At 71.8% G+C, this 24,399-nt stretch carries 26 protein-coding genes and 1 pseudogene; 5 read left to right on the top strand and 22 right to left on the bottom strand.

All coding sequences use genetic code 11. The features are described from left to right. Positions 1-6 precede the first annotated feature (6 nt). The 3 genes from HIR71_RS01145 to HIR71_RS01135 all read right to left on the bottom strand — a co-directional run bounded on the left by HIR71_RS01145 (position 7) and on the right by HIR71_RS01135 (position 3,026). Positions 7-498, bottom strand: coding sequence for a GNAT family N-acetyltransferase (locus HIR71_RS01145; protein ID WP_211373607.1), 492 nt, complete (start codon positions 496-498; stop codon positions 7-9). Positions 499-562: 64 nt separating this feature from the next. Next, a complete protein-coding gene (gene htpX / locus HIR71_RS01140; RefSeq protein WP_169322753.1) occupies positions 563-1,438 on the bottom strand; it encodes a zinc metalloprotease HtpX in 876 nt (291 codons plus the stop codon). Between the two features lie 175 nt (positions 1,439-1,613). Next, a complete protein-coding gene (locus HIR71_RS01135) occupies positions 1,614-3,026 on the bottom strand; it encodes an FAD-dependent oxidoreductase (RefSeq protein WP_311836008.1) in 1,413 nt (470 codons plus the stop codon). A 183-nt stretch (positions 3,027-3,209) separates the two neighbouring features. Between HIR71_RS01135 and rarD the strand changes: the two genes are divergently transcribed. Then, positions 3,210-4,301 carry an EamA family transporter RarD gene (gene rarD / locus HIR71_RS01130; protein ID WP_169322752.1) on the top strand — a complete coding sequence of 364 codons (1,092 nt, stop codon included), beginning with the start codon at positions 3,210-3,212 and terminating at the stop codon, positions 4,299-4,301. A 93-nt stretch (positions 4,302-4,394) separates the two neighbouring features. Here the strand turns inward: rarD and HIR71_RS01125 are convergent, their stop codons facing one another. Genes HIR71_RS01125 through HIR71_RS01110 form a run of 4 tightly spaced genes read right to left on the bottom strand, consistent with a single transcriptional unit; the run spans position 4,395 to position 7,136 of the window. Beyond that, complete coding sequence (locus HIR71_RS01125; protein ID WP_169322751.1) at positions 4,395-5,579, bottom strand: PP2C family protein-serine/threonine phosphatase; 1,185 nt, start codon at positions 5,577-5,579, stop codon at positions 4,395-4,397. 13 nt (positions 5,580-5,592) lie between these two features. Continuing rightward, positions 5,593-6,390: an alpha/beta fold hydrolase gene (locus HIR71_RS01120; protein WP_169322750.1), complete on the bottom strand. Its 798-nt coding sequence runs from the start codon at positions 6,388-6,390 to the stop codon at positions 5,593-5,595. A gap of 45 nt (positions 6,391-6,435) precedes the next feature. Continuing rightward, the gene (locus HIR71_RS01115; RefSeq protein ID WP_169322749.1) at positions 6,436-6,573 is read right to left on the bottom strand and encodes a hypothetical protein; all 138 of its coding nucleotides are present in this window, start codon (positions 6,571-6,573) and stop codon (positions 6,436-6,438) included. Further along, positions 6,570-7,136, bottom strand: a complete 567-nt coding sequence (locus HIR71_RS01110) for a GrpB family protein (RefSeq protein WP_169322748.1) — start codon at positions 7,134-7,136, stop codon at positions 6,570-6,572. Before HIR71_RS01110 ends, HIR71_RS01115 begins: the two co-directional genes overlap by 4 nt. 150 nt (positions 7,137-7,286) lie before the next feature. Between HIR71_RS01110 and HIR71_RS01105 the strand changes: the two genes are divergently transcribed. After that, entirely contained in the window at positions 7,287-7,853 is a 567-nt protein-coding gene (locus HIR71_RS01105; protein ID WP_169322747.1) for a dihydrofolate reductase family protein, read from the top strand. A gap of 152 nt (positions 7,854-8,005) precedes the next feature. On the opposite strand, the gene HIR71_RS17100 is transcribed toward HIR71_RS01105, so the two are convergent. Next, a complete protein-coding gene (locus HIR71_RS17100; protein ID WP_169322860.1) occupies positions 8,006-8,950 on the bottom strand; it encodes a cold-shock protein in 945 nt (314 codons plus the stop codon). Between the two features lie 466 nt (positions 8,951-9,416). Between HIR71_RS17100 and HIR71_RS01095 the strand changes: the two genes are divergently transcribed. Continuing rightward, positions 9,417-9,782: a hypothetical protein gene (locus HIR71_RS01095; protein ID WP_169322746.1), complete on the top strand. Its 366-nt coding sequence runs from the start codon at positions 9,417-9,419 to the stop codon at positions 9,780-9,782. Between the two features lie 169 nt (positions 9,783-9,951). Here the strand turns inward: HIR71_RS01095 and HIR71_RS01090 are convergent, their stop codons facing one another. The 7 genes from HIR71_RS01090 to HIR71_RS01060 form a co-directional block, all read right to left on the bottom strand. Then, a complete protein-coding gene (locus HIR71_RS01090) occupies positions 9,952-10,158 on the bottom strand; it encodes a toxin (protein WP_169322745.1) in 207 nt (68 codons plus the stop codon). Between the two features lie 30 nt (positions 10,159-10,188). Further along, on the bottom strand, positions 10,189-10,422 hold the full coding sequence (locus tag HIR71_RS01085; RefSeq protein ID WP_169322744.1) for a ribbon-helix-helix domain-containing protein: 234 nt from the start codon (positions 10,420-10,422) through the stop codon (positions 10,189-10,191). Between the two features lie 155 nt (positions 10,423-10,577). Continuing rightward, complete coding sequence (locus HIR71_RS01080) at positions 10,578-10,874, bottom strand: HigA family addiction module antitoxin (RefSeq protein WP_249051437.1); 297 nt, start codon at positions 10,872-10,874, stop codon at positions 10,578-10,580. A 7-nt stretch (positions 10,875-10,881) separates the two neighbouring features. Next, a complete protein-coding gene (locus HIR71_RS01075; RefSeq protein ID WP_169322743.1) occupies positions 10,882-11,160 on the bottom strand; it encodes a type II toxin-antitoxin system RelE/ParE family toxin in 279 nt (92 codons plus the stop codon). A 234-nt stretch (positions 11,161-11,394) separates the two neighbouring features. Then, on the bottom strand, positions 11,395-11,673 hold the full coding sequence (locus tag HIR71_RS16560; RefSeq protein ID WP_169322742.1) for a type II toxin-antitoxin system RelE family toxin: 279 nt from the start codon (positions 11,671-11,673) through the stop codon (positions 11,395-11,397). Next, on the bottom strand, positions 11,670-11,936 hold the full coding sequence (locus HIR71_RS01065) for a type II toxin-antitoxin system Phd/YefM family antitoxin (protein WP_169322741.1): 267 nt from the start codon (positions 11,934-11,936) through the stop codon (positions 11,670-11,672). The genes HIR71_RS16560 and HIR71_RS01065 overlap by 4 nt, the downstream gene beginning before the upstream one ends. Positions 11,937-13,176: 1,240 nt before the next feature. Next, positions 13,177-13,914 (bottom strand): alpha/beta fold hydrolase, encoded by a 738-nt coding sequence (locus HIR71_RS01060; protein WP_169322740.1) that lies wholly within the window; start codon positions 13,912-13,914, stop codon positions 13,177-13,179. 89 nt (positions 13,915-14,003) lie between these two features. On the opposite strand from HIR71_RS01060, the gene HIR71_RS01055 reads away from it, so the two are divergent. Continuing rightward, on the top strand, positions 14,004-15,005 hold the full coding sequence (locus HIR71_RS01055) for a helix-turn-helix transcriptional regulator (RefSeq protein ID WP_169322739.1): 1,002 nt from the start codon (positions 14,004-14,006) through the stop codon (positions 15,003-15,005). Positions 15,006-15,129: 124 nt separating this feature from the next. On the opposite strand, the gene HIR71_RS01050 is transcribed toward HIR71_RS01055, so the two are convergent. The 4 genes and pseudogenes from HIR71_RS01050 to HIR71_RS01035 form a co-directional block, all read right to left on the bottom strand. Further along, positions 15,130-15,486, bottom strand: coding sequence for a hypothetical protein (locus tag HIR71_RS01050; protein ID WP_169322738.1), 357 nt, complete (start codon positions 15,484-15,486; stop codon positions 15,130-15,132). A gap of 356 nt (positions 15,487-15,842) precedes the next feature. After that, positions 15,843-17,015 carry an acyl-CoA dehydrogenase family protein gene (locus HIR71_RS01045; RefSeq protein ID WP_169322737.1) on the bottom strand — a complete coding sequence of 391 codons (1,173 nt, stop codon included), beginning with the start codon at positions 17,013-17,015 and terminating at the stop codon, positions 15,843-15,845. Positions 17,016-17,111: 96 nt separating this feature from the next. Beyond that, positions 17,112-17,914: pseudogene (locus HIR71_RS01040) on the bottom strand (IS256 family transposase); the annotation flags it as partial. A gap of 385 nt (positions 17,915-18,299) precedes the next feature. Beyond that, entirely contained in the window at positions 18,300-19,307 is a 1,008-nt protein-coding gene (locus HIR71_RS01035; RefSeq protein WP_169322736.1) for a trypsin-like peptidase domain-containing protein, read from the bottom strand. 469 nt (positions 19,308-19,776) lie between these two features. On the opposite strand from HIR71_RS01035, the gene HIR71_RS01030 reads away from it, so the two are divergent. Then, the gene (locus HIR71_RS01030; RefSeq protein ID WP_169322735.1) at positions 19,777-19,920 is read left to right on the top strand and encodes a hypothetical protein; all 144 of its coding nucleotides are present in this window, start codon (positions 19,777-19,779) and stop codon (positions 19,918-19,920) included. 49 nt (positions 19,921-19,969) lie between these two features. On the opposite strand, the gene HIR71_RS01025 is transcribed toward HIR71_RS01030, so the two are convergent. Genes HIR71_RS01025 through HIR71_RS01015 form a run of 3 tightly spaced genes read right to left on the bottom strand, consistent with a single transcriptional unit; the run spans position 19,970 to position 24,344 of the window. Then, a complete protein-coding gene (locus HIR71_RS01025) occupies positions 19,970-20,443 on the bottom strand; it encodes an LpqN/LpqT family lipoprotein (RefSeq protein WP_169322734.1) in 474 nt (157 codons plus the stop codon). Then, complete coding sequence (locus HIR71_RS01020; protein ID WP_169322733.1) at positions 20,440-21,855, bottom strand: RDD family protein; 1,416 nt, start codon at positions 21,853-21,855, stop codon at positions 20,440-20,442. Before HIR71_RS01020 ends, HIR71_RS01025 begins: the two co-directional genes overlap by 4 nt. After that, positions 21,852-24,344 carry a transglutaminase-like domain-containing protein gene (locus HIR71_RS01015; RefSeq protein WP_311836007.1) on the bottom strand — a complete coding sequence of 831 codons (2,493 nt, stop codon included), beginning with the start codon at positions 24,342-24,344 and terminating at the stop codon, positions 21,852-21,854. The genes HIR71_RS01020 and HIR71_RS01015 overlap by 4 nt, the downstream gene beginning before the upstream one ends. Between the last annotated feature and the right edge of the window lie 55 nt (positions 24,345-24,399).

The following is a 24,399-nucleotide window of genomic DNA, read 5'->3' as shown; positions in this document are numbered from 1 at the left end:
CGCCGGTCAGAGCCGCTGGTACATCACGTGCAGGCCGACGAGCCCGTGCTCGCGGTGGTCGAACGCCTCGGGGACCGTGCAGAGGACCTCGAAGCCGAGCGACTGCCAGAGCCGGACCGCCGCCGTGTTGGTCTCGACCACGGCGTTGAACTGCATCGCGTGGTACCCGTCCCCGCGGGCCAGGCGGAGCACCTCGCGCCCCAGCGCGCGGCCGATCCCCCGGCCGTGGTGCGCGGGATCCACCATGAACGACGCCGTCGCGACGTGCGCCCCGCGACCCGGCCGGTTGGGACCCAGCTTGGCCGACCCGACGATCGCGCCGTCGTCGTCCACCGCGACGATCGTCCGCCCCGGCGGCTGCTCCATCCACCAGGCACGCGCCTCCTCGAGGGCCTGGCCGGCCGGGAAGGCGTAGGTCGCGCCGGCCTCGACGATGGCGGCGTAGAAAGGATGGATCGCGGCCCAGTCGTCGGGCGTGGCGGCGCGGAGCTCGATCATGGGACTGGACGGTACCGCCGCGCGACGACGACGCCGGGACGTCGCCGTCGTGCAGCGGGCCGGCTCAGTAGAGCGACGTCGGCGGGACGCCCGCCATGCGCTGGAGGCGGTCGATGCGGTTGCTCATCGGCGGGTGCGTCCGGAAGAGCTGGCCGACGCCGCCGCCGCGGAACGGGTTGGCGATCATGAGGTGCGAGACGTCGACGAGGTCGCGATCCTGCGGGAGCGGCGCGCGCTGCGTGCCCAGCTCAAGCTTGCGGAGCGCCGAGGCGAGGGCGAGCGGGTCGCCGGTGAGGCGGGCGCCGTCCTCGTCGGCGTCGTACTCGCGCGTGCGGCTGATGGCGAGCTGGACGAGCATCGCGGCGAACGGCGCGAGGATCGCCATGGCGAGCGCGGCGAGCGGGTTGCCGCCGCGGTCGCGGCCGCCGCCGAAGAACATGAGGAACTGCGCGAACGACGTGATGAGGCCGGCGACGGCGGCCGCGACCGACGAGGTGAGGATGTCGCGGTTGTAGACGTGCATGAGCTCGTGCCCGAGGACGCCGCGCAGCTCGCGCTCGTCGAGCAGCTGGAGGATGCCCTCGGTGCAGCAGACGGCGGCGTTGCGCGGGTTGCGACCTGTCGCGAAGGCGTTCGGCGCGGCGGTCGGGGAGACGTAGAGGCGGGGCATGGGCTGCCGGGCGGAGGTCGAGAGCTCGCGGACGATGCGGTACATCGCGGGCTGCTCGAGCTCGCTCACCGGGCGCGCGCGCATGGCGCGGATCGCGATCTTGTCGGAGTTCCAGTAGCTGTAGGCGGTGCTCAGCACGCCGATGCCGGCGAAGACGAAGAACAGGCTGCGGTTGCCGCCGCCGACGAGCGCGTAGATCCCCAGCAGCACGGCCCAGAGGACGCCGAACAGGGCGGCGGTCTTCAACCCGTTGAGATGCCGATGACCCATGGGGGCGTGCTCCTCTCGCAGTGCGTCCTCGGCCCGCTGTGCGTCCTCGACCTGACAACGCCTCCGAGGCGGCGGGGGTTCCCGGCGGGGGTGCTGAGCGGGTGGCTCACGACTTGTCAGACCGAGCGCGACGCCGAGGGCGCGCTGGGTCTGACACGTCGCCCGGGAGCTGGTCTCAGCCGGCGGTCGGCCGCCGGTGCTCGCCGCGGGCGATCGCCGTCATCTCGTCGCGCGGCACGACCTTGACGCGCTCGCGACCCGCCTCCTCACCCAGCGCCCGCTCGTGCGCGTCCAGGACCTGCCAGCCCGACCACTCGACCACCGGGACGCCGCGCGCGTGCAGGAACTCCAGCACGGCATCGGGCCCGGTCTCGGTCGCCGTGTGCAGCGCGGTGCCGTCGCCCGCGGCGGCGTCCTCGACGAGGTGGCGGATCGTCTCGGTCGCGTCGGACTTGGTGTGCCCGATCAGCCCGACCGGGCCGCGCTTGATCCAGCCGGTCGCGTAGACGCCCGGCACGACCTCGCCGTCGACGTCGACGACCCGACCCTCGCGGTTGGGGATGACGCCCTTGAGGCCGTCGAACGGGATGTCCACGAGCGGCGAGCCGAAGTACCCGACCGCGCGGTACACGGCCTGCACGGGCCAGTCGTGGTACTCGCCCGTCCCGGACACCGTGCCGTCGCCGTTGAGCGCCGTGCGTTCGGTCCGCACGCCGACCACGTGCCCGTCCTCGCCGAGCACCTCGGCGGGCCGGTGCAGGAAGTGCAGGTGGATCCGGCGCGAGGCCGTCAGCTCCTCGGGCTCCTTGAGCGTCCAGTCCGTGAGCGTCTTGACGACCTGCTTCGTCTGGTTCGACGAGTGGATCGCCGCCATCGACCCCTCGTCGAAGTCGAAGTCCTCGGGGTAGACGACCACATCGACGTCGGGCACGTGGCCCAGCTCACGCAGCTCGAGCGGCGAGAACTTCACCTGAGCCGGCCCGCGCCGCGCGAAGACGTGCACGTCCGTGACCGGCGACGCCTTGAGCGTCTCGTAGACGTTGGCCGGGATCTCGGTCGGGAGCAGGTCGTCCGCGTGCTTCGCGAGGATGCGCGCGACGTCGAGCGCGACGTTCCCCGCGCCGAGCACCGCCACGTGCTGCGCTCCGAGCGGCCAGGTGCGCGGCACGTCGGGGTGGCCGTCGTACCAGGACACGAAGTCGGCGGCGCCGTAGGACCCCTGCAGGTCGATCCCCGGGATCGGCAGCTCGGCGTCCCGGATCGAGCCCGTCGAGAAGATCACGACGTCGTAGAACTGGCGCAGGTCCTCGAGCTTGAGGTCGACGCCGTAGTCCACGTTCGCGAGCAGGCGGATGTCGCCGCGCTCGAGCACCTTGTGGAGCGCGACGATGATCTGCTTGATCCGCGGGTGGTCGGGCGCGACGCCGTAGCGCACGAGGCCGAACGGGGCGGGCAGCCGTTCCAGCAGGTCGATGCTGACGTCGAGGTCCGTCTTGGAGAGGATGTCCGAGGCGTAGATGCCGGCCGGGCCGGCGCCGACGACGGCGACGCGCAGGGCTCGGCTGCTGCTCGCGGGCTGGGGGCTCACAGGGCGGTGGTGCCTTCCGGGTCGGGGGTGCCGCGCGGGCCGGGTGAGGGGGTCCGGGACCGGTACGGGATGGGTACCGGGTCCTGGCCGGGTCGACCGACGGCACGGGGCCTGCCACCCAGTGTACGGCGGGGTGAGGGTCCCCTCACTCCGACCTGACCGCGGCTGGCGTACGTTGCACCCGTGCACCCCGCCACTCCCCCGCCCGGGCCCACGACGACACCGTCGGGCGCGACGCCATCGGGCACGACGCCATCGGGCACGACGCCGCCCCTCGCGCCGGGCGGTCCCGCGACAGCCGGTCCGGACGCGGCCGGTCCGGACGCAGCCGGCCGCGAGGCGGCCGCAGCCGCCACGCACCGCAGCGGCCTCGCGCTCGGCCTCGGCGCCTACGTGCTCTGGGGCGTCATGCCCCTCTACTTCCCGCTGCTCGAGCCCGCGGGCCCGGTCGAGATCATCGCGCACCGGGTCGTCTGGTCGCTGCTGTTCTGCCTGGTGGTGCTGCTCGCCACGCGCCAGTGGGGCACCTTCACCGCGGCGTTCCGGTCGGGCCGCACGCTCGCGACGCTGACGGTCGCGGGTGCGCTGGTCGCGCTCAACTGGCTCGTCTTCGTCTACGGGGTGCTCAGCGGTCACACCATCGACACGGCGCTCGGCTACTACATCAACCCGCTGCTCACCGTCGTCCTGGCCGTGCTCGCGCTCGGCGAACGGCTGCGGCGCGCGCAGTGGGTCGCGCTCGGCGTCGGCGCCGTCGCCGTCGTCGTCATCACCGCGGGCGTCGGGCGGCTCCCGTGGATCGCGCTCGCCCTCGCCGGGACCTTCGGGCTGTACGGCCTCATCAAGAACAGGGTCGGGCGGACCGTGCCCGCGGTGACGAGCCTGGCCGTCGAGACGACCGTGCTGGCGCCGTTCGCGCTCGGCTACCTCCTGCTGCTGCAGGCGAGCGGCGACGCGGCGTGGGGCGCGAACGGCGGGTGGCACATGGCCCTGCTCGCGAGCGCCGGCGTCATCACCGCGGTGCCGCTCCTGCTGTTCGGCGGCGCGGCGAGGCGACTACCCCTGAGCGTGCTCGGGATGCTCCAGTACGTCGGCCCGACGATGCAGTTCGCCATCGGCGTCCTCGTGCTCGGCGAGGAGATGCCCGCGGCCCGGTGGGCGGGCTTCGCGCTGGTCTGGCTCGCGCTGGTGATCCTCACCGTGGACGGTCTGCGCGCGGGTCGGGCGGAGCGCATCGCGCGCCGCGTCGCGCGGGCCCGGCCCGGCAGGGTCTGATCTGAGCGGGTCTGAGCGGACCGGGTCTGACCGGACCGGGCCCGACGGCGGCGCGTGCTCGGTCTCGGGGATGCGCGGCCGGAGAGACCGGCGTCAGTGCACGGCGACGGTGACGACGGCGATGTCGTCACGAGCGTCGCCGGACTGGAACGTCATGACGTCCGCGAGGATCGCGTCGGTCACCTCGGCCGCGGCGGCGCGGTGCTCGTCGACGACCGCCAGGAGACGCTCGATCCCGTAGAACTGCCCGGGACGCCGCGCCTCGGTCACGCCGTCGGTGAAGAGCACGAGCGCGTCGCCGGGCTTGAGCGCGACCTCGGTGTCGGTGAACCTCGCGTGGGGCAGGACGCCGAGCAGGGCTCCGTGCTCACCCACCCTGACCGGTGACCGCCCAGCGCGGCGCAGCAGCGGGAGCGGGTGACCGCCGCACGCGACCGTCGCACGCCACGTGCCCTCGCTGCGACGCACCCGCACGAGCACCGCGGTGCAGAAGCGGTCCGTCTCGGAGCTGTGGAGCACGTGGTCGAGGGTGCGCAGGACCTCGCTCGGGGAGTCGTGGTCGACCGACGCGGCGCGCACGGTGTAGCGCGCGAGCGCGGTCACGACCGCGGCCTCGGCGCCCTTGCCCTGGACGTCGCCGAGGGCGACGACCCAGTCGTCCGTCGAGACCTGGAAGACGTCGTAGAAGTCGCCGCCCACGTGCCGGCCGTCGCCCGCGGGCCGGTACGCGGCGGCGACGTCGAGGCCGGGGATGTGCGGCGGCGTCGGCGGGATGAGCGTCTGCTGGAGGGTCTGCGCGAGCTGGACCGCGCGCGCCTCCGACTCCTCGGCGCGGCGCTTGGCCGCGAGCACCTCCTGCTCGTACCGCCGGCGCTCGGTCGCGTCGAACACCGCGGTCCGGACGACGGACGGGGCGCCGTCGGAGTCGTGGTCGAGCACCGAGTTCACGAGGACGGGCAGTCGCCGGCCGTCGGCGCACACGATCTCGAGCGCGATCTCCCGCGCTGCGCCTTGCAGACGCAGCATCGGCGCGTAGTGGGTCTCGTGGTAGATCCGGCCACCGACGGACAGCAGGTCCACGAAGCGGCCCCTGCCGACGAGGTCCTCGCGTCGGTGCCCGGTCCAGGCGAGGAACGTCGCGTTGACGCGCACGATGACGCCGTCCGGCGTCGTCGACAGGTACCCGCACGGCGCCCGGTCGTACAGCTCCGCCGGGTCGTCCCGCCTGAGCGCCTCCTGGAAGGCGGCATCCGCGCCGGCGAGGGACGAGCTGACCACGGGCTGCGGGACCTCAGCCGCGGACGAACGCGGCGATCGCGGCGGTCGTCGACTCGGGGGCGCTGAGGTTGGGGCAGTGGCCGGTCGCGTCGAGCATCACGAGCTCGGCACCGGGGATCGCGTCGCGGACGTACTCCCCCACGGCGACGGGCGCGATGACGTCGTCGGTGCACTGCAGGACCAGCGTCGGGACGGTGACGTCGGCCAGGTCGGCGCGGTTGTCGGACAGGAACGTCACGTGGGCGAACCGGCGAGCGATCTCGGGGTCCGTCCGGCAGAAGCTGGCGGTCAGCTCGGCCCCGAGCTCCGGACGGTCGGCATTGCCCATGATCACGGGGGCGATCGCGCTGGACCAGCCGAGATAGTTGCTGTCCAGCGACTCGAGCAGCTCGGTGATGTCGGCCTCGGTGAAGCCGCCCGAGTAGCCCGCGTCGTCGGTGTACCGCGGTGACGGGCCGACGAGGACGAGCTTCTCGAAGCGGTCGGGCTCGGCAACGGCGGCAAGCACCGCGATCATCGCGGAGACCGAGTGGCCCACGAGCACCACGTCCTTGAGGTCCAGGTCGTCGATGATCGCCAGGACGTCCTCGGCGTAACCCTGCAGCGAACCGTGCCGCACGGGGTCGTACGCCGACAGGTCGGAGCCGCCGGCGCCGACGTGGTCGAACGTGATGACGGTGAACGCGTCCTCGAAGTGCGGGGCGACGTGGCGCCACATGTTCTGGTCGCAGCCGAACCCGTGGGCGAAGACGACCGGCTGCGCCCCGGGCACTCCCGAGACGCGGATGTTGTGCTTCTGGACCGTGTCCACCCGACGAGGCTAGCGACTCGCGGTGCGGGTCGGGACGTCCGGGGATCAGCCGGACACCGGCAGCACGGTCCGGAACGAGGAGAAGGCGCCGAGGTTCGCGGTCAGGTACTGCGCCTCACGCACGACTGCGCCCCGTCGGAGCAACGCCCGCTCCAGGGCCATCCGGAACGTCCGCATGCTCACTGTCCGCGAGCGTCCCTCGCTCGTTCCTTGATCGCGAGGATGACGGCGGTCTTGGCATCGGCGTAGTCGTTCGTGTCGTCCCACCGCTTGCTGAGCAGCGTCCTCTTGGTGCTCTCGTAGAGGGCGCGGTCGCGCGCGTCGGACCGCAGGTGATCGCGGAGGAGAAGGTAGTCGTCCACGGCGGGATCGCCCCGTTCACAGAGGTGCACGTGGACGTCGCGTGCTGGGGTGCGCACGAGGCGGTGCCCCGGCTCGCGGACCCGCAGCTCGTACCCCGCCGCCAGGAGCGCATCGAGGTAGTCCTCCTCGGCGGTGATGTCGTCCACCGTGACCACGATGTCGATGATCGGCTTCGCCGCCAGCCCGGGGACGGACGTGGAGCCGATGTGCTCGATCTCGACGTCCACCGCCGCGAGCGCGTCCCGGATCCGCCGCCGGTGATCACGAAAAATGTCTGCCCACCGCTCGTCGTGGCTGTGCAGCTCGAGCACGAGCGCCTCGACGCCCCCCACGAACTCGACCGTGGTGACGTCCGGCCGGCGCGGCTTTCGGCTCGTGATCACAGGGACATCCTCGCAGCGCGCGTGAGCGACCTCCCGCGATCGGCGTCGACCCGGGTTCTCGGGCGGCGGGCTCGGCGAGCTCACCGTCGATGCCCTTGCCGGTGCCGCCGTGACGATGCACGCTGTAGCCCCGTCCGGGCGGAGGCACCCATGGGCAAGCTGATCTACGCAGCCAACACCTCGCTCGACGGCTACCTGGAGGACGAGACCGGCTCCTTCGACTGGTCGGTGCCCGACGACGAGGTGCACGCGTTCTGGAACGAGCACGAGCGGCACATCGGCACGTCGCTGTACGGGCGCCGCATGTACGAGACGATGCGCGTCTGGGAGGACGACGACTGGCTGACGACCGCGCCGGCCGTCGTGCGCGAGTACGCGGAGATCTGGCGCGACGCCGACAAGGTCGTCTACTCCTCGACGCTCGACGAGGTGTCGACGGCACGGACGAGGATCGAGCGGCAGTTCGAGCCCGAGGCGGTACGACGGCTCAAGGAGACGTCGGGCTCGGACCTGAGCATCGGCGGCGCGGCCATCGGGGCTGAGGCATTCCGGCACGGGCTGGTCGACGAGTGCGTCCTGCTGCTGTGCCCCGTGGTCGTGGGCGGCGGCAAGCCGGCGCTGCCCCGGGGGGTACGGCTCCACCTCGAGTTGCTGGACCACCGACGGTTCCGCAATGGCGTGGTGTACGTGCGCCACGCGGTACGGAGCGCTACCTGACACCCTGGTACGTCGCAGCCGGACCGTCCCCACACCGCTTGTCGATTGCCAACGACAGGCTGCGGTGCTGGTCCAGGAACGACTCGACCTGCACCCTTATCGGCTGGTCTATGACGTCGGGAGCTCCAGCTCCGCCCGGACCTCCGTCCCGCTCACACCCGTTCGACGCGGTCGGCCTGTGGTCCTCGATCGCTCTGTCGCACCTGGTAGCGGACCCGATCGCCCTGGTGCAGCGCCTCGGCACCTCTGAGGACCGACACGTGCACGAACAGGTCCGCGCCTCCCGCGTCCGGGGCGATGAAGCCGAAACCCCGCTCCGCGTCGTAGCGCGCGACCACGCCCTCGCCGCCGCGCGCCTGGATGCCAGATGCCTCCTGGTGCCCCGACCGACCGCGGGTCGTCGACGCCGTGGGTGCGCCCCGAGGTGTCGAGCTGCGCGCGAGGCGCACGTCGCGAGCCTGCGGGCCCTTCTCGCCCACGGCGACGTCGAACGTCACCCGGTCCCCCTCGTGCAGCTCAGCGAGCCCGCCGGCCAGGGCCCGGACGTGGACGAAGACATCGGGACCGCCAGATTCAGGGGTGATAAACCCGAAGCCCTTGTCCCGGTCGTACCAGGACACGGTGCCGTCCGCCCCGTCGGACGCCACGGCCTGGTGGGCGGCCTGCGTCCCCAGGGGCAGCAGATGGTCTGCCTGCGGACCTCGCTCCCCGTCGACGACGAGGAACGCCACCCGCTGCCCCTCCCACACCACGCCGCCCCCCACGATGGCCGAGCTGTGCACGAAGATCTCGGCACCACCGCCGTCGGGGGTGATGAAGCCGTACCCCTTGGCAGGCTCGTACCAGACGACGGTGCCGAGCACGCCCAGCGGTGTGTCGGCGGACTGGTCGCCCGTGACCCGGACCCGGCGGGCCTGCGGGCCGCGGTCCCCCTCGCCGATCTCGAACTCGACCACCTGTCCCTCGCGGAGCAGCTTGGTCGGGTCGTCGCTGACGATCTCGGACGCATGTACGAACAGGTCCTCTGCCTCCTGCCCGAGGGCGATGAAACCGAACCCCCGGTCGGTGTCGAACCAGCGAACGGTTCCCTCGGGCACGGCTGACTCCTCGTCGAAGCTATGGTCGGTCGTCACCCAGTGTCCCCGACAGGACTGCGACGAGCGCCCGGCGCCCGGCGCCCGGCGCACGAACGTGATCGCACGGTCGGGGTACGAGCTCCCCGACGACATCCACGCCTCTCGGCGCCAAGCCGACAGCGACATGAGCGGATGGGCGCGACGCGTGCAGCCGCGGCGTCTTCGATGGGTAGTCCGAAGCCTACGGACGTCTCAGGGGCAGCCTCGGGTCGGGCGGCTCGGTGTCTCGCCTTCGTGGTAGGAGAACTGATGCCTCACGGATGCTTCCGGCGGTATGGGTTTGATTCGCCTTGGGCGACACTTGGTCGGGATGCCGACGCGTCTGAGCATCAGGACCGACGGTTCTGCGGACCAGGCAGGCCCGACCACTTGACCGCCCGCCCATCACTGACGACCCGCCCATCACCTACGAAAGGAGCGCGACCTGGTGACCGACTCGACTGCTCAGGGCACCGGTGTTGCGCTTCTTGTGCTCGCCGGGCTGGCATCGATCACCCTGGCCGGCTGCATCCCACTCGACCGGACTCCTCCGATCGCGAACCTGGTCAACCATCGGACGGCGCCGGTCACCCTGACGCTCACGGGCGTTGAGGTCGAGCCTCAGGAGTTCCCTGCCAAGGAAGGGGATCGGGTGCTGGCCGCGGAGCGCACCTGGATTGAAGGCAAAGACACGTGTGTGGGCGATGGGTTCATCGTCACCGACACTGCTACCGGAACCGTGCTCGACACCTCCGACCAGCCCGTATGCGGCGACACCACGATCAGGGTAAAAGAAGACGGCACCGTCACCTGAGATGAACCACCCGAACGCTGCCACTCGTCCAGGCCCGCTACCGCCCCGCCGGGCCCCGGCCTCAGGCCGTAGGACGTCATCATGGGACCGCCAACTCGGTGCGCGACGAGCGGCAGAAGCGGACTCTCGATCGGAAGCGTCGACGAGCGGCCGGGTGCCGGTCTGGAAACTACAGCAGGAGGTCGAGGTACTTCCTTCGAGCCGGCATCGCGTGGACGACCATCTCGTCGCCGCTCTCGAGGATGAGTACCACCGTCTCCAGCAGGCGGGCTCCGGTGTCGAAGCCCAGGCGCAGCTCTCGGCGGGGAGCGTCGTCGTCCACAAGGGGCTCGATCCACAGCGCCCACTGCGCCGCCTGGATCGCGTCCTCCGGCAAGACGCCGTGCTTGAGCGCTCCGGTGGACCTTCACGCAGCGAAGTGAGCCAGCGCAGCCCGGATCGCCTCGGACCTGCTCATGTCGTTCTTGGCAGCCGCCGCGTCGATAGCGTCGAGCTCCTCGGCGGTCAGCCGGACCGCCACGACCTGCATCGGTTCAGCCCCGCGACCAGGGCGTCCACGACCCCGACGCTTGAGGGCATCGACGTCGTATCCCACTTCGGCCTCGTCGGTCCACTGCTGAATGCTCGCGTCGCTCACCATGGACAAATCGTATAACGAAAAGCGATGGCGGCTCCAGAGGTGCCCCGGTCGGTCGCTACATGGCTGCGACGAGACGGCGCACCCAAATCTTTCCCCGCTCGTGACAAGGCGCTAGCTCCTCGACAGGCGCGCGTGCGGCGGCAGATGCGCGCGAGTCAGGCGACGTCGCTAAGGCGGCGGACCTTCGGTGAGCCGGTGGCGCGCTCGGCGGCCAGGTCGTGAGCCGACTGCATTGCCAGCCACGCGCGGGCGGTCCCGACCCCGGCCTCCTCCAGCCGGACCGCCAAATTCGGGCTGATCCGGGCGTGCCCGTGCAGCACCCTGCTCAACGCCACCCGCGAGACTCCCAGCCGGGATGCGGCCTCGCTCACGCCAAGCCCGAGGTCACCCAGCACGTCCTCGCGCAGGATCTCGCCCGGGTGCACCGGGTTCTTCATCGCCATCACCCTCATCTGCCTCTCAGTGGTAGTCCTGGTAGTCCACGAGCTCGACGTCGTTGTCCAGGAACCTGAACGTCACCCGCCAGTTCCCGTTCACCCAGATCGACCACTGCCCCGCCAGGTCGCCCTTCAGCGGGTGGGTGCGAAACGACGGGATCGCAAGATCCGCAGGTGTCTGCGCCACGTCCAGCGCCGACAAGATGCGCACCAGCTTGGGCACGTGAGCCGCCTGCACGCCCTTCTTCGACCCGTCGCGGTACAACTGCTCCAGACCCTTGTGCCTGAAGGTCACGATCACCGAACCAGCGTATCGCGTAACGCAACGCGATACAATCGTCGCCTTCACGGTTCTCGGCAGGACCGGTATTGGTCAGGCGCCGGAGGGTGTCATCTCGGTGGACCGTCTCCGCCGCCTCCTCATCGGCAGAATCAACGGTCAACGGTGACGGGGGACAGTCTGGTGCCCACGACGGGGCGGTGCTGAATCCCCGCCCACTTGCAGGACGCGACGCGTGACCAGCGGCATGAGCGCTCACCCTGGTCGGTAGACCTCTCGCCGGTGGTCGATGCGGAGGACGACGACTTCGCGCCGTGTCTCGTTGATCCGGTAGAGGACACGGTAGGTGCCGCGCCGAGCCGAGTGGATCCCGGCGAGGTCGCCGCGCAACTGCCTGCCGACGCGGTGCGGGTTGTCGACCAGCGCTCCGGTGACGAATTCAATGACCGCTTCCGCTACGGCGCGGGGAAGTGCGGACTTGACGGCTCGGACGGCCGGCGGGGTGAGGATGAGCTCGTAGGGAGCGTCGCTCACGCGCGAAGTCCGCGAACGGCCTCGACCCCGCGAACGACGTCACCGGCCACGTATGCCCCGTCGGCCTCGCGAATGTCCGCCAGCGCTTGTGGATCGCTCAGGACTGACAACGTCTCCTCGAGCTCGTCGAGGTCCTCCGGGCTCAAGATGATGGCGACCGGGCGCCCGTTGCGCGTCACTGTCACTCGCTCGTGCTCGTGCTCGACACGGTCGATGACCTCGCTGAAATGGTTCCGGACCTCGCGGAGTGGCTCGACGGTCATGCACACAATTGTGGCGTCAAGTTGCGCTCATGGCAAGGCTGGGCCCGCAGGGGTTCATCACCGTCAGGTGCCCGAAGCCCTGTAGGCCGCGAGGATGTAGTTGGGTCCTGGGCGAGGTGGCGCAGTCGTCGCGTGGCGGCGTGACGGTCGAGTCGGCGCCCGACGGTGTTGAGGCAGACGAGCGCGAAGTCGCACGTGTTGGGCGTTGTCCGCGACGCGGTCAACAGGGCCTGGAGCTGGAGATGGGTCAGGCCGAGGGTGGGTGACTCGGGTGGCACGTTCGGACGCCGGACGTACTCGGCTGGGGAGTGCTCGAGGATTTCGTCAATGGCGCACGTGCGGTAGAAGCCGACGACGACCGACCTCCGCCGGGAGACGGTCGAGGGGGCGTAGCGCTGGGTGTCCTGCATCCACCGGATGCAGAGCTCCACGTGAGGGCGTCGCGCGGTGAGCGGGTCAAGGTCGTGCTCCTGGCACCAGGTCAGGTAGATGCGAAGATCTGACTCGGTATGGCGGCGTGTCTCACCGCGATAGCGCGCGCGATTGCCGGCGACCGGAACGCGCAGCGGATCAAGCCGCCAGCGTGGGCCACTCGTGGGTGTGGGTAGGAATTCCGATGCAGTAGGCATCGCTGAGCATCCCCCCGCGGCTCATCGGTCCGACAGAGCCCTGCCTGCGGCAGATCGACACGGCGAGCGCAGCCGCCCTCAGTGCGGCCGGCATGTGCGGATGCCCACCTGCGCTCGCACGGCCGCGGAGTCATCCTGCCGCTGAGTCCGGTTCAGGCCGTGCGGCGAGCGCATCGCCCGCGCTCGAGCAAGGCCGTCAGGAGCCACCGAGCGATCCGCGCAGGATCGCGTTCTGATCTGGGGGCTCATAGGGAGTCTGGTCCTTCCCGCACCGCGAGCACCGCTGATACACCGCGTACGGGCCTCCCTTGTCGCGCACGGCCTCCTTCTTCCACGCATGCAGACCCAGAATGCATCGGAGGGATCGCATCGCCGCCTCCTCACTGCGAACGCAACGACTACGGTCCTCGCAGTGCCCTCAGGCGTCAACGATCTCTCCGGCTGGCCACGCGGCCCCCCCGAGGCCGGCGCCGGCGTAGCGCTCTACCGCACGAACGCGCACTGAAGAACGGCATGGGCCCGCTCCGCTCCGCGGCAGAGCTGGTGGGCGTAGCCGCCCGCGGTGCGGCATGAGCGCGCGTCGTGCGCGCGAAGCAACTGGGCGCGAGCGCCTAGCGACTGACCGACTCCAGCACCGTGGCGAGTTCCGCCCGTCGGCTCACCATCGGCCAGTGCCACGTCGGCAGCTCGACGTACGCCCAGTCGCCGTCGACCATGTGCGCGAACATCGGCGTGCAGGGCGCCATCTGCCGCAGTTGCTCAAGGCCGAAGCTGCACAGCACGCCCGTCCGTGGCAGCCGCTCCCAGGCGCCGGTGAGCGCGACCGGCCGGGTGGCGGTGCGCCAGGGCTGCGGCTGTGAGCCTTCGACCAGCGCGGCCACGGCGTCGTCGTCGACCTCGGGCGCCTCGGCGGCGAGTACGGCCCAGGGCGGCGGGGGGAGCTTCCAGCCCTGGCCGTGTGTCATGACCAGGTCCTCGTCGGCCGCCCGCGCGTCGGGCCCCTCGAAGTCGGCCTGTGCCATGCCGTCCGGCAGGGGACCCGAGTCGATGTAGACCAGGCGGGCCACCCGCTCAGGCGCGCGGTCTGCCGCACCGGTCGTCACGAGGGCGCCGTAGCTGTGGCCGACGAGCACGACGTCGTGGAGGTCGTGCTGCTCGAGCAGGTGCACGACGTCGTCGATGTGGGTCGTCAGGTCGGTCTCGGGCGAGGCGAGGTGGGCGCGCTCGCCCATGCCGCAGAGGTCGACGGCATGCACGACGTGGCCGCGCTCGCTCAGCGAGTCTGCGACGGCGCGCCAGACCCAGGCGCCGAGCCAGAAGCCGGGGACGAGGACGTAGGTGGTGTTCATGACACGACGTTAGAATGGTTTGTGGACAGATTCCGCCCGGTATTCAGGATGCGCATCGCAGTTCTTTCCATGCAGCCCCGAGGAGAGCCGTGACCCGCCCCGCCGCACGCGTGCTGGCGATGCTGGAGCTGCTCCAGGCGGGCGGGCAGCGCACCGTCGGCGATCTCGCGGCGCGGCTCGGGGTCGACGAGCGGACCGTCCGGCGCTATGCCGAGCATCTTGCCGACCTCGGGATCCCCGTCCAGGCGCAGCGGGGCAGGTACGGCGGCTACCGGCTCTCACCGGGCTACAAGCTGCCGCCGCTGATGCTCACCGACGACGAGGCCGTCGCCGTCGTCCTCGGCCTGCGGGCCGCGGAACGCGCGGGGCTCGCCACCACCGACCACGCGGCGACGGCGAACGCGCTGGCCAAGGTGTCGCGTGTACTGCCGCGGGCCCTGGGCCAGCGGATCGACAGCCTGCTGTCGACCGCACAGTTCACGACCCCGGCGCGCCCCAGCGCTCCCGCCGGCGCCGGCGCCGACACGCTGCTTGATCTGGCCTGGGCAGCGCACGCGCGGCGCACCGTCGTGATCGCCTACACCGCCTGGGACGGACAGGAGTCGCAGCGTGAGCTCGACGTATACGGCCTGGTCTTCCACTTCGGCCGGTGGTACGCCACCGGACACGACCACGGCCGTGATGACGTGCGGACCTTCCGCTTGGACCGTATCGCCTCAGTCAGGCAGGGCGACGGCTCCTACGCCGTGCCCGCCGACTTCGACGCGACGACGCAGGTCGTGTCCGGCATCGCGGCGGTCAGGTGGTCGCACGAGGTCTCCGTCGTGCTGCGGACCACGCTCGCGGAAGCGGGCGAGCGACTGCCCCCGAGCGTGGGACAGCTGAGCGAGCACCGTGACGGCGTGCTCCTCGAGGCGCGCGTCGAGCACCTCGACGGCATGGCCCGCATGCTCGCCGGGCTCGGCTGGGACTTCGAGGTGATCACCCCCGACGCCCTGCGCGACGAGGTCCTCGCCCTGTCCGACCGCCTCCGAGTCAGCGCGGTGCGCGGCGCCGTCGCCGGCACCACGGCTGGTCCGCGGAGTCCGTGAGCGACACCACCCGGCCGCACATCCCCAGCTCGTCACCGCGACGACCCATCCGGAGATCGGCAGACGCGCAGGCAGCGGCAGATCCGGGCGAGCGTAGCCGCCCTCGGTGCGGCATGACCGCGCGTCAGTCGAGGTCACGTGAGAGCAGCAGAACCTCGCGGTCGATTGCCGCGCGCGGCCCCCAGAAGGTCATCCCGTCATTGGTGCGCCGCCAGGCGACCGTGCCGTCGCCGCCCCAGTTCGACGCTCCCCACTCCAGGCCGGGGTGCTCGGTTGTGCTGGCTGAGCCGTTCGCGGACCCGACCACAAAGGTCTCGCTGTCAGGAAATACCAGCGTCCAACCCTCGAGGCTGCAGTCGGTGTACGCCGACAGTTCCTCAACGGCGAGCGTCCCCATCGGGCTGCAGGGCGGTAGCTGGCCGCGGATTTCCACGCCGGTCGGGGAGCACCCGGCCGTGGTGAGCGCGGCCAGGAATGCCATGTGCCTGAGGGGCTGACGGGGACTCATGGCCCGATCATCGCCGGTCGCCGGCCCGGAGCCGAACGCCCGTTGTCGCTGGCACGGCGCACACGGTCCGCGGCATGTGCGGATGCCGAAGGCGCACGCCCCGGCGGCGTAGGCGCGTAGCACGTCTGACGGGTGCCTCTGTAGGGGCAGAACCTGGGAGGCAGGGTGCAAGCAGCGAGATGTACCTGCTCAGCCGTTGTCAGTCCTGCGGCGGGGCGAGCCAGGGCCCCTCAGCGTGCGCGGGTCGGGCTACCGAGTTCCCGGACGGACGCACGGAGCCGCTGACCCAGGAGATGACCGGTCGCGGCAGAGCGGTCGGGCGCTCGAGGTCAGCGCGGCAGGCCAAGCCCTCGGGAGATGACCATGCGCTGGATCTCGGAGGTGCCCTCGCCGATCTCGAGGATCTTGGCATCCCGGTAGTACTTGGCGACTGGGAACTCCTCCATGAAGCCGTTGCCCCCCAAGACCTGCGTGGCGGTGCGGGCGGCCGCCACGGCGGCCTCCGTGGTGAACAGCTTGGCCACCGCAGCGGCCTGGGTGATCTCCTTCGCCGGGCGGCGGCCGGCGTCACGCTCGTCCTTGAGCCAGGCGGCCTTGTAGGTCAGCGCCTCTGCCGCCTCGACGGCGACGGCGAGGTCGGCGAGCTGGAAGGCAATGCCCTGGTTCGCGCCGATGGGCCGGCCGAACGCCGTGCGCGTCGTGGCGTACTGGGTGGCGACGTCGAGGCATGCCTTGGCAAGTCCCAAGGCGAGGGCGGAGATCGCAATGCGACCCTCGTCGAGGATCTGGAGGAACTGGCGCAAGCCGGCTCCACGCTCGCCGAGGAGATTCTCGACCGGGACGCGGCACCCCGCGAACGTCAGGCCGTGGGTATCGGAGGCGTGCCAGCCGAGCTTGCGGTAGGCCGGGTCGACGATGAAGCCGGGGGTTTTGGCGGGCACCAGGATGGCGCTGATCTCCGGGCTGCCGTCGGGCAGCTCACCGGTACGCGCTGTGACGGTGACGACAGAGGTGATCGGAGTGCCCGAGTTGGTGATGAAGCTTTTCGACCCGTCGATCACCCAGCAGTCGTCCTCCTCGCGTGCGCGGGTCCGGGTGCCGCCGGCGTCCGAACCGGCCTCGGGCTCCGTGAGACCGAAGGCGGCCAAGGAGCGGCCCGCGACGAGGTCCGGCAGCCACCGCTCCTTCTGCTCCTGGGTGCCGAAGGCAAGGATCGGGTTGATCCCCAGACCGACACCGGCGGAGAGGGTGATGCCGATCGACTGGTCCACGCGGCCGAGCTCCTCGATGGCAACGCACAAGGAGAGGAAGTCGGCGTCGGCGCCGCCGAACTCCTCAGGCGCTTGCACCCCGAAGAGTCCGAGCTCGCCCATTTTCGGGATCAGGTCGACCGGGAACCGTGCCTCCCGGTCCCACTCGGCGCTGTGCGGCGCAATCTCGTTGCGTGCGAACTTCCGGACGACGGAACGGAGCACCTCGTGCTCCGACGACAGTTCGAACATGCTTTTCCTCGTCGTCTCTCTTCGCGGGAGATGGCGTCACGCCGCACTGCCACGATCGCAGCCCGAACTGCGTGCCGGTGCGGATCATCTCGCGAACTTCGGGGTCGCGCTCATCAGGTTCGCGGCGTAGTGGGTGCGGCACCGTTGCCAGCTCGCGCCGGGCAGGGTCGCGCCGATCACGGCGACCAATCCGCGGTGGGCTTCGGAGGTCACCAGCTTGACCCCGGTCAAGCCGCGGGCGGTCAAGTCCCGGAAGAACGCCAACCACCCGGCGCCGTCCTCGGCGGTGGACACGTCGATGCCGAGGATCTCCCGGTGCCCGTCGGCGTTGACCCCGGTGGCGACCATGACCGCGATGTTGACCACCCGCCCGCCCTCGCGGACCTTCACGCTCAGCGCGTCGGCGGCGAGAATCATGTAGGGGGGGCGTCCAGCGGGCGGGTGCGGAACCCCGCGACCTGCTCGTCCAGGTCCTGCGCCATCCGGGAGACCTGGGACTTGCTCAGCCGCGTGATGCCGAGGGACTCCACCAACTTGTCCATCCGCCGGGTGCAGACCCCGAGCAGGTATCGGGTCGCGACCACGCTGGTCAGGGCGGCCTCCGCCCGGCGGCGCCGCTCCAGGAGCCAGTCCGGGAAGTAGGTCCCGGCGCGCAGCTTGGGGATCGCCACGTCCATCGTGCCGACCCTCTTGTCGAAGTCCCGGTGCCGGGAACCGTTACGGGTGTTGGCCCGCTCCGGTGCGCGGGTGCCGTACTCTGCCCCGCAGATCGCGTCGGCCTCGGCGCCCATCAACGCGTCGATGAAGACGCCCAGCAGCTCGCGCAGCAGGTCCGTGGAGGCGGTGGTCAGGTGCTCGTGCAGGAACCGGGCAGGGTCCAGACTGGGAACAGCGGTCATCGCGGGTCCGTCTCTCGAGTCGACTTTGTAGGTCTCTCGAAGAATCACGCGGTGACCCGCCACTTCGTCTACAACACCCTCACCGACGAGGGCCGCTCGCACACCACTCTGCGGGACGCCACTGGGCCAGCGCCCGCTGGGACGGATGAGACAGTCGTCGCATCGAGGTTGTATCCTTCTGCATTGGTGCGCAACCATGTGTGGCCGTCGTCTTCCGAGCCATCGACTGGTTGCTGGAACGATTGACGGGAAGTGACGACCTTCACCCAGCCAGCCGGAGCGGATCCAGCGACGCGCACCATATGCGGCATGAGCGATCACCTCCAGCAGCGGCCGAATGGGTGCGACGGAGGTGTTCGCTGCCCAGGGTTGCGGAAAAGACGACCTACAGGTCCTCAACGCTTTCCTCGTCTGGACATGGCAAGGGAGGTCCGTCGGCCAGACGGGCGCCGTCGATCTGCCACTCGCCCGCGTCGAGCACCAGGGTGTAGGTGATCACCCAGTCTGAGCACGTCGCGCCATCCGGGCCGTACTCGGCGGTCTGCGTGGTGCGCAATGCGACCGTGGCCTCGTCGGTGACCTCGTCCAACACTTCCACCTCGAGCACGTCGACCGAGATCCATGAGCTCGTGGAAAGGCCCTCGAAGTAGGTGTCGTAGTCTCCCACGCGCTCGTGCATGGATGGGGTGAGTAGGTACCAGACCAAGTCGTTGTATCTCTCGTTGAGTGCTTGGCCGTACAGTTGCAGCGTCTGCGCTATCGAGGGCGCCTCGGGGTGCGTGCTGGTGACCGACACCTGGACGGGGTCGTCCCACCGCTCTTCGCCGCTCGCCTCACACTCCTCCGCCGGCGGCACGACGGCGCTATCGGCCTGGGCCGCGACGACGGCCGCGATACGTGGCTGGGACACGGCGTAGCCGTCCCCGGGACCATCCGAGCCGGCGCTGACCACTCCGACGACATCCCCGCTCTTGTTCAGCACCGGGCCGCCGCTATTGCCCGGGTTGATCGCCGAGTCGGTGCGGAACACCCCGCGCAGGTCTCGGTCCTCTGCGTTTATGCGCAGGTCAACGGACGTCACGGCACCCTGAGTCATGCCGAGAGGCCGCCCCTCGGGGTAACCCAAGATGGCCACGTCTTCGCCGACCACCGCGGGCTCCTCGGCGATGGCAAAGCGGTGACCGGCGGGCTGCCCGTCCACCCGCACAAGCGCGAGGTCGTTCTCTGTGTCCATCAGCACCGGCTCGCCGGCGAAGACTTCCGCGCCGAATCGGAGCGACACCGTCGTCGCGCCCTCGACCACGTGCGCTGCCGTCATCACGGTGTCCGGCGCGACCAGAAACCCCGATCCGGTCCCACCACCGTCGCAAGTGACTACGGCGATGCGCGCCACGCCTGAGCTCTCTATCGCGTAAACGTCCGACCATGTGAGTGCGGTGGTCGGCGTGGGAGTCGACTCAACCATAGGCGCCTCCGTCACGGTGGCTACGGGAGGCGGGGTGGGCTCCTTCAATCCCACTGAGCACCCCGAAACGACGAGCGTCGTGACGATTAGGAGCGCCTTCGCGGCCCTCGGTCGGAATCGTGCGTGTCGCTTCGTCACCGAGCCACCTCGTTGTCGAGACCGCTTGCCGCACCTTCGAGTACTGGTGCGACGCCACTGAGGAACTTAGGCGCTGCTCCGACCTCTGTCACGAACTTGGCCCGCTGCCGGCGACCGGTCACATCTGGCGGACGTTTGAGGCTCGGATCCGACACCGTACCTGAGGTGTCGCCTGGCCTCGCCAGTACGGCGAGTCGGCCTACCTGAAGCGCCATGCGCGGGACGCCCGCCGGCATCGATCGGCGTCGAGGTCGTCGACGTGCTCGCCGAGCACGCGCGGCTCGCCGCCGGCGGCGGGATCGACCTCGATGGCGAGTCGCAGCAGATCCCCGTCGCGCCGCTCATGTTCGCGCTGCGTCACGCCGACGGGAACTGGATCTGGGTCGTGTCGCCTCGGGACTGAGGCCGACCCACGCCGACCGGCTCGAGGACCGGCTAGCGGACCGGGTCCCCTACACCCGCCGCGCGCTCGCCTGGATCGTGCGGATCTCCTCCAGCGTGCCCTTGGCCTGGGTCGCGGTGCACGTGCCGGTGACCTGCACCAGGTCGACCGCCGAGCCGTGGTCGACGACGGTGATGCGCGCCGCCTGCACGAGCCCGCCCACCTGGGGGTGCAGGAACGCGCCCTCGATCCGGAAGCCGGGCCCGCCGAGCACCTCGAGCTCGGCGCGGCCCAGCTCCTGGTAGTGCTCGAGGGGCGCGACGCTCGCGAGAACGGTCGCGACGGCGTCGTCCAGGGTGTAGCCCGGCGCGAAGCGCGCGATCGTCACCGTGACCAACGGCTGGAACTGCTTCGGCATCACGCGCTTGCCGACGGCGAGCACGACGCCGACCCCCGCCGTCGGGCCCCAGCCCCTGGGGTGGTCGAGCGCGATCGCCGGGTAGGCCGGGAACGCCTCGCTCGGGAACGTGACCGTGCCGCTCATGCGCCCGCTCCCCTCGCGCCGCTCGCTCGGACCCCGCCGCCCGCACCTCCGGAGCCCGAGGCTTCCACCCGCTCGTCCTCGACGACGACCGGGCCCTCGCCGCCCTGACCGACCGTCAGCACCGTGAAGGCGTAGTCGCCGAAGGACACGGTCGCACCGGTCGCGAGGCGCACGGTCTGCTCGGGCGCGCAGAGGATCTGCTGCCCGTCGAACAGGGTGACGACGGTCCCGTTGGTCGAGCGGCGGTCGACCACCCATGGTCCGTGCACGTCGACCCCGACCGCGAGGTGCGTCTTCGAGACCGAGCGGCCCATGTCGATCACGGGCAGCAGCATGTCGGGCGACTCGCCCGCGCGCGGGGCGGGGTTGCGGCCGAGCAGGGCCGTCCCGGCGACGGTGACGCGCCGACCGTCCGAGAGCGCGAGGTCGGCCCACGGGACGTCCGGGTGCCGGCGGTCGGCCGGCGCCGGGGCCGGCCGCGGCAGGCTCATCCGGGTCGACTCGACGTCCTCGCCGGCGCCGGCCCAGGCCGGGATCGACGTCGTGACGGGCGCCGTCCGCGGGGCCGCCGGGGTGGGCGGCGTGGGCACGAGGGGCGGGGCGGGCACCGGGCCGACGACCTGCGCGACGGTCGCGTCCGGCTGTGCGACCGGGAACGGCGTGTCGACGGGGACGGGGACGGTCGGCAGGCGCTCGGTGTCGAGGGTCCGGTGCGCGAGCGCGTCGGCCCAGGGGTCGATGCGCGTGGGCGGTGCGCCGGGCGCGGGCGCTGCAGCGACCGCGGGGCCGCCGGCAGCAGACGCGGCCGCCTCGGCCGCCTCCGCGCGAGCACCGCGCCGCGTCCCGGCCGCGCTCGCGTCCACCTCCAGCATGCCCTCGACCCGGGACGTGAAGCTCGCGGTCGTCGACTCGTCCGCGACGGACGGGTCGCGGCCGTTCCAGACGTCGAGGACGACGTCGCCGGCCGCCCGGTCGTGCCAGCCCTGGCGGCGGCCCGTCGCGTCGAAGAACGGCGAGAGGAAGACCAGCGCCGCCCCCACGACCGGCACCAGCGAGCACCCCGCGATCACCAGGTACCGCACGAGGACGCGCACCATGCCGATCGGGCGCCCGGTCTCGGCCGAGAGGGTCCGGATGCCGACGAGGCGCTTGCCGAGGGTCCAGCCGTGCGTGCCCTGGTACCACCACTGGAACCCGCCGACCGCGAGCGCGAGCACGGCCGCGAGCGCCACGAGCAGCCCGTTCGGCTGCACCGTCGGGTCCTCGGCCTGCGCCGCGGCCGCGGGGACGAGCGCCAGCAGGAGCGGCACGCCGGCCAGCAGCGACAGCACGAGCGAGTCGACGAGGTACGCGAGCAGCCGTCGACCCATCGGCGCAGGAACGGTCCGGAACATCGACATGGGTGATCTCACCGCTTTCCGTCACGGCGTGCGGACGCCGGGACTCGTGGGCGACGGGACTGCGGGTTCTTCGTCCGCGTCCCGAGAACGGTAGCCGGGGGTCGCGCGCCGCGGACCGACCGCGGCACCTCGGCGGAGCGCGCGTCGCGGCCGGGGCGGCGGGCCCGGGCGGCGTCCTTGGCGGCGGCGCGCCGGAGGCGACGGCGGTGCCGCAGCGACGACGCGGACCAGCGGGCACGCAGCCGACGGCGCCGCGGGACGCCCGCGCGCATCGCCGCGACGGTCCGGGCCACCTGCGACCAGTACCGCTCGACCGCGTCGTCCGCGGGCTCGCCGGGTCCGAACACGACCGCGTCGGCGCCGGTGGCGAGCACCGCGAGCGGGTCGCGGCTGGCGTCCCCGAACCGGTCGGCGAGCTCGGCAGCCGTCTCGCGGCGCGTCCGCCCGGCCGGGCCCGGGTGCTTGAGGTCGCGGGCGGCGTCGAGCACCTCGTCCCAGCCGCCGACCACCCGGGCGACCCCGTCCCCGCGAAGGCGACGGCGGCGTCGTCGGCGGCGGCGCAGCAGGGCGAGCACCGCGGCGGGACCCAGCAGCAGGACGAGTGGCACGCTCGCGGCGGCCGCGACGAGGGCGATCCGGCGCCACGACGACGCCGTCTCCTCCTCGCGCTCCGGGTCCTGCGTCTGCGGCTGCTCGGTGTCGTCCTCGGGCGGCGTGACCGGGTCGGCGGGCGGCGGCGGGGGCTGCATGACCTGCGGCTGCGGGTCGGACTGCTCGACGGGCGTCTCGTCGGTCGGCGTCTTGCTCTCGTCGGGCGTCGGACGGAACGGCACCCAGCCGTGGCCCGCGAACGCGACCTCGACCCACGCCTGCGCGTCGTCGCCCGTGAGCGTGAGGCCCTCCTCGGAGCCGGCCGCGGCCTCGACCGCCTCGTCGTCGGGCCAGAACCCGAGCACGACGCGCGACGGCAGGCCCAGCTCGCGCGCCATGAGCGCCATCGCGGACGCGTACTGCTCGCTGTCCCCCACCATCAGCTCGCCGCTCAGCAGGGTCGTCATGCGGTCCGCGCCGTGTCCCGAGAGCGACGGGTGGTCGCCCGCGTCGGTGAGGCCGTGGCTGAACCACCCGCGCTCGACGAGCCCCGCCTCGAGGGCGCGCGCGATCTCGACCGGCGACGAGGCGGTCCCCGCGATCTCACCCGCGAGGAGCGGCACGACGTCGGGCACGCCGGACGGCCGCGGCAGCGTCTGGCGTCCCGGCTCGGCCTCGCCGATGTCCTCGTCGGTCGGCACCTCGGGGACGACGGCGTCGACCGTGTAGCGGAGCCCCTCCCGCAGGCCCCCGGTCAGGACGGCGGCCCCCGTCGCGTCGTTGAAGCGCAGCTGCTCGTGGGTGCCCGCCGCTGCGCCGGCCGTGCGCGACGTCGCGGCCTGGCCCGAGCCGTTCGCCGATCCAGCAGTCCGCGCCGGCCCCGACGTCCCGGCTGCGCCGATCGTGATCGACGTCGGCTCGCCCACGGTCGGCAGCCAGACGCCCGGCAGCTCGAGCACCTCCACCTCGACCGACACGTCCTGGCCCTCGAGCGTCCGAGGGAGCGTCGCGCCGACGCGGCGGAACGCGCCCGACCCCTCCGCCGCGTCGCCGTCCGACACGTTCCAGACCACGCCGTCGTAGGCGTCCATCGTGGCGATCCGCACCGGGGTGCCCGCGGGCAGCCCGCGCACCGTGAGCAGCGCGGCGTCCTTCCACTCCTTGACGTACCTGCGGTACCCGGCGAGCGGGCTCGGGTAGTCGCGCGGGTCGAACGGCGGCGTGATCTCGTCGCGCAGCACGTAGCGCGGGTGCTGCGCGGCGACCAGGGGGCCGACGACGACGCCGCTCGCGCCGACCACGCCGACCAGCAGCGCGAGCGTGAGCACCCGGCGGGCCTGCAGGGTGCCGCGCCGCCACGCCGCCCACGTCGCGAGCAGGATCACCGCCGACGCACCCGCGAGCGCGCCGAGCACGGGCTCCTTGGTGCCGAGCAGGAGCGCGACGACGCCGACCGCCGGCGGCACGAGCGCCGCGAGCGCGGCCCGGCCACCCGCGGCCACCCGGAGCGCGATGCTCGCCGCGAGCGCCGAGCCGCCGAGCGCGAGCAGGAACGGCGCGACGAGCACGCCGCCGAGCGCGCCGAGCGGCGGGTCGAGGGTCACCGACTCCTTCCACGCCGTCACGGCGCCCGCGACCAGCGTCGTCAGCGTGCGCCCCGTCGGGACGACGCCCGCGAGCGTCGTCGACGGCGCGGCGAGCGGGCCGCCGGCGACGAGGAACACGACGACGACCGCCGCGAGCGTCAGCAGGGTCGGCCACCGGCGGCGGGCGGCGACGACGGCCACGCCCGCGCCGAGCACGAGGCCGCCGGCGATCGCGGGGACGACGGCGGCGACGCCGTAGGCGGGCAGGACCGGCAGCAGCGCGAGCGCGAGCGCGGCCGTGAGCACGAGGACGTCGACCGTCACCGGTCGAGCGCTGCGCGAGCTGCTCGGGCTCGAGCTGCTCCGGCTCGCACTGCTC

The organism is Cellulomonas fimi (assembly GCF_012952065.1).
Taxonomy (GTDB): domain Bacteria; phylum Actinomycetota; class Actinomycetes; order Actinomycetales; family Cellulomonadaceae; genus Pengzhenrongella; species Pengzhenrongella fimi_A.
Note: the sequence above shows the minus strand (reverse complement) of the source record. Positions and strands in the feature narration are given on the sequence as shown.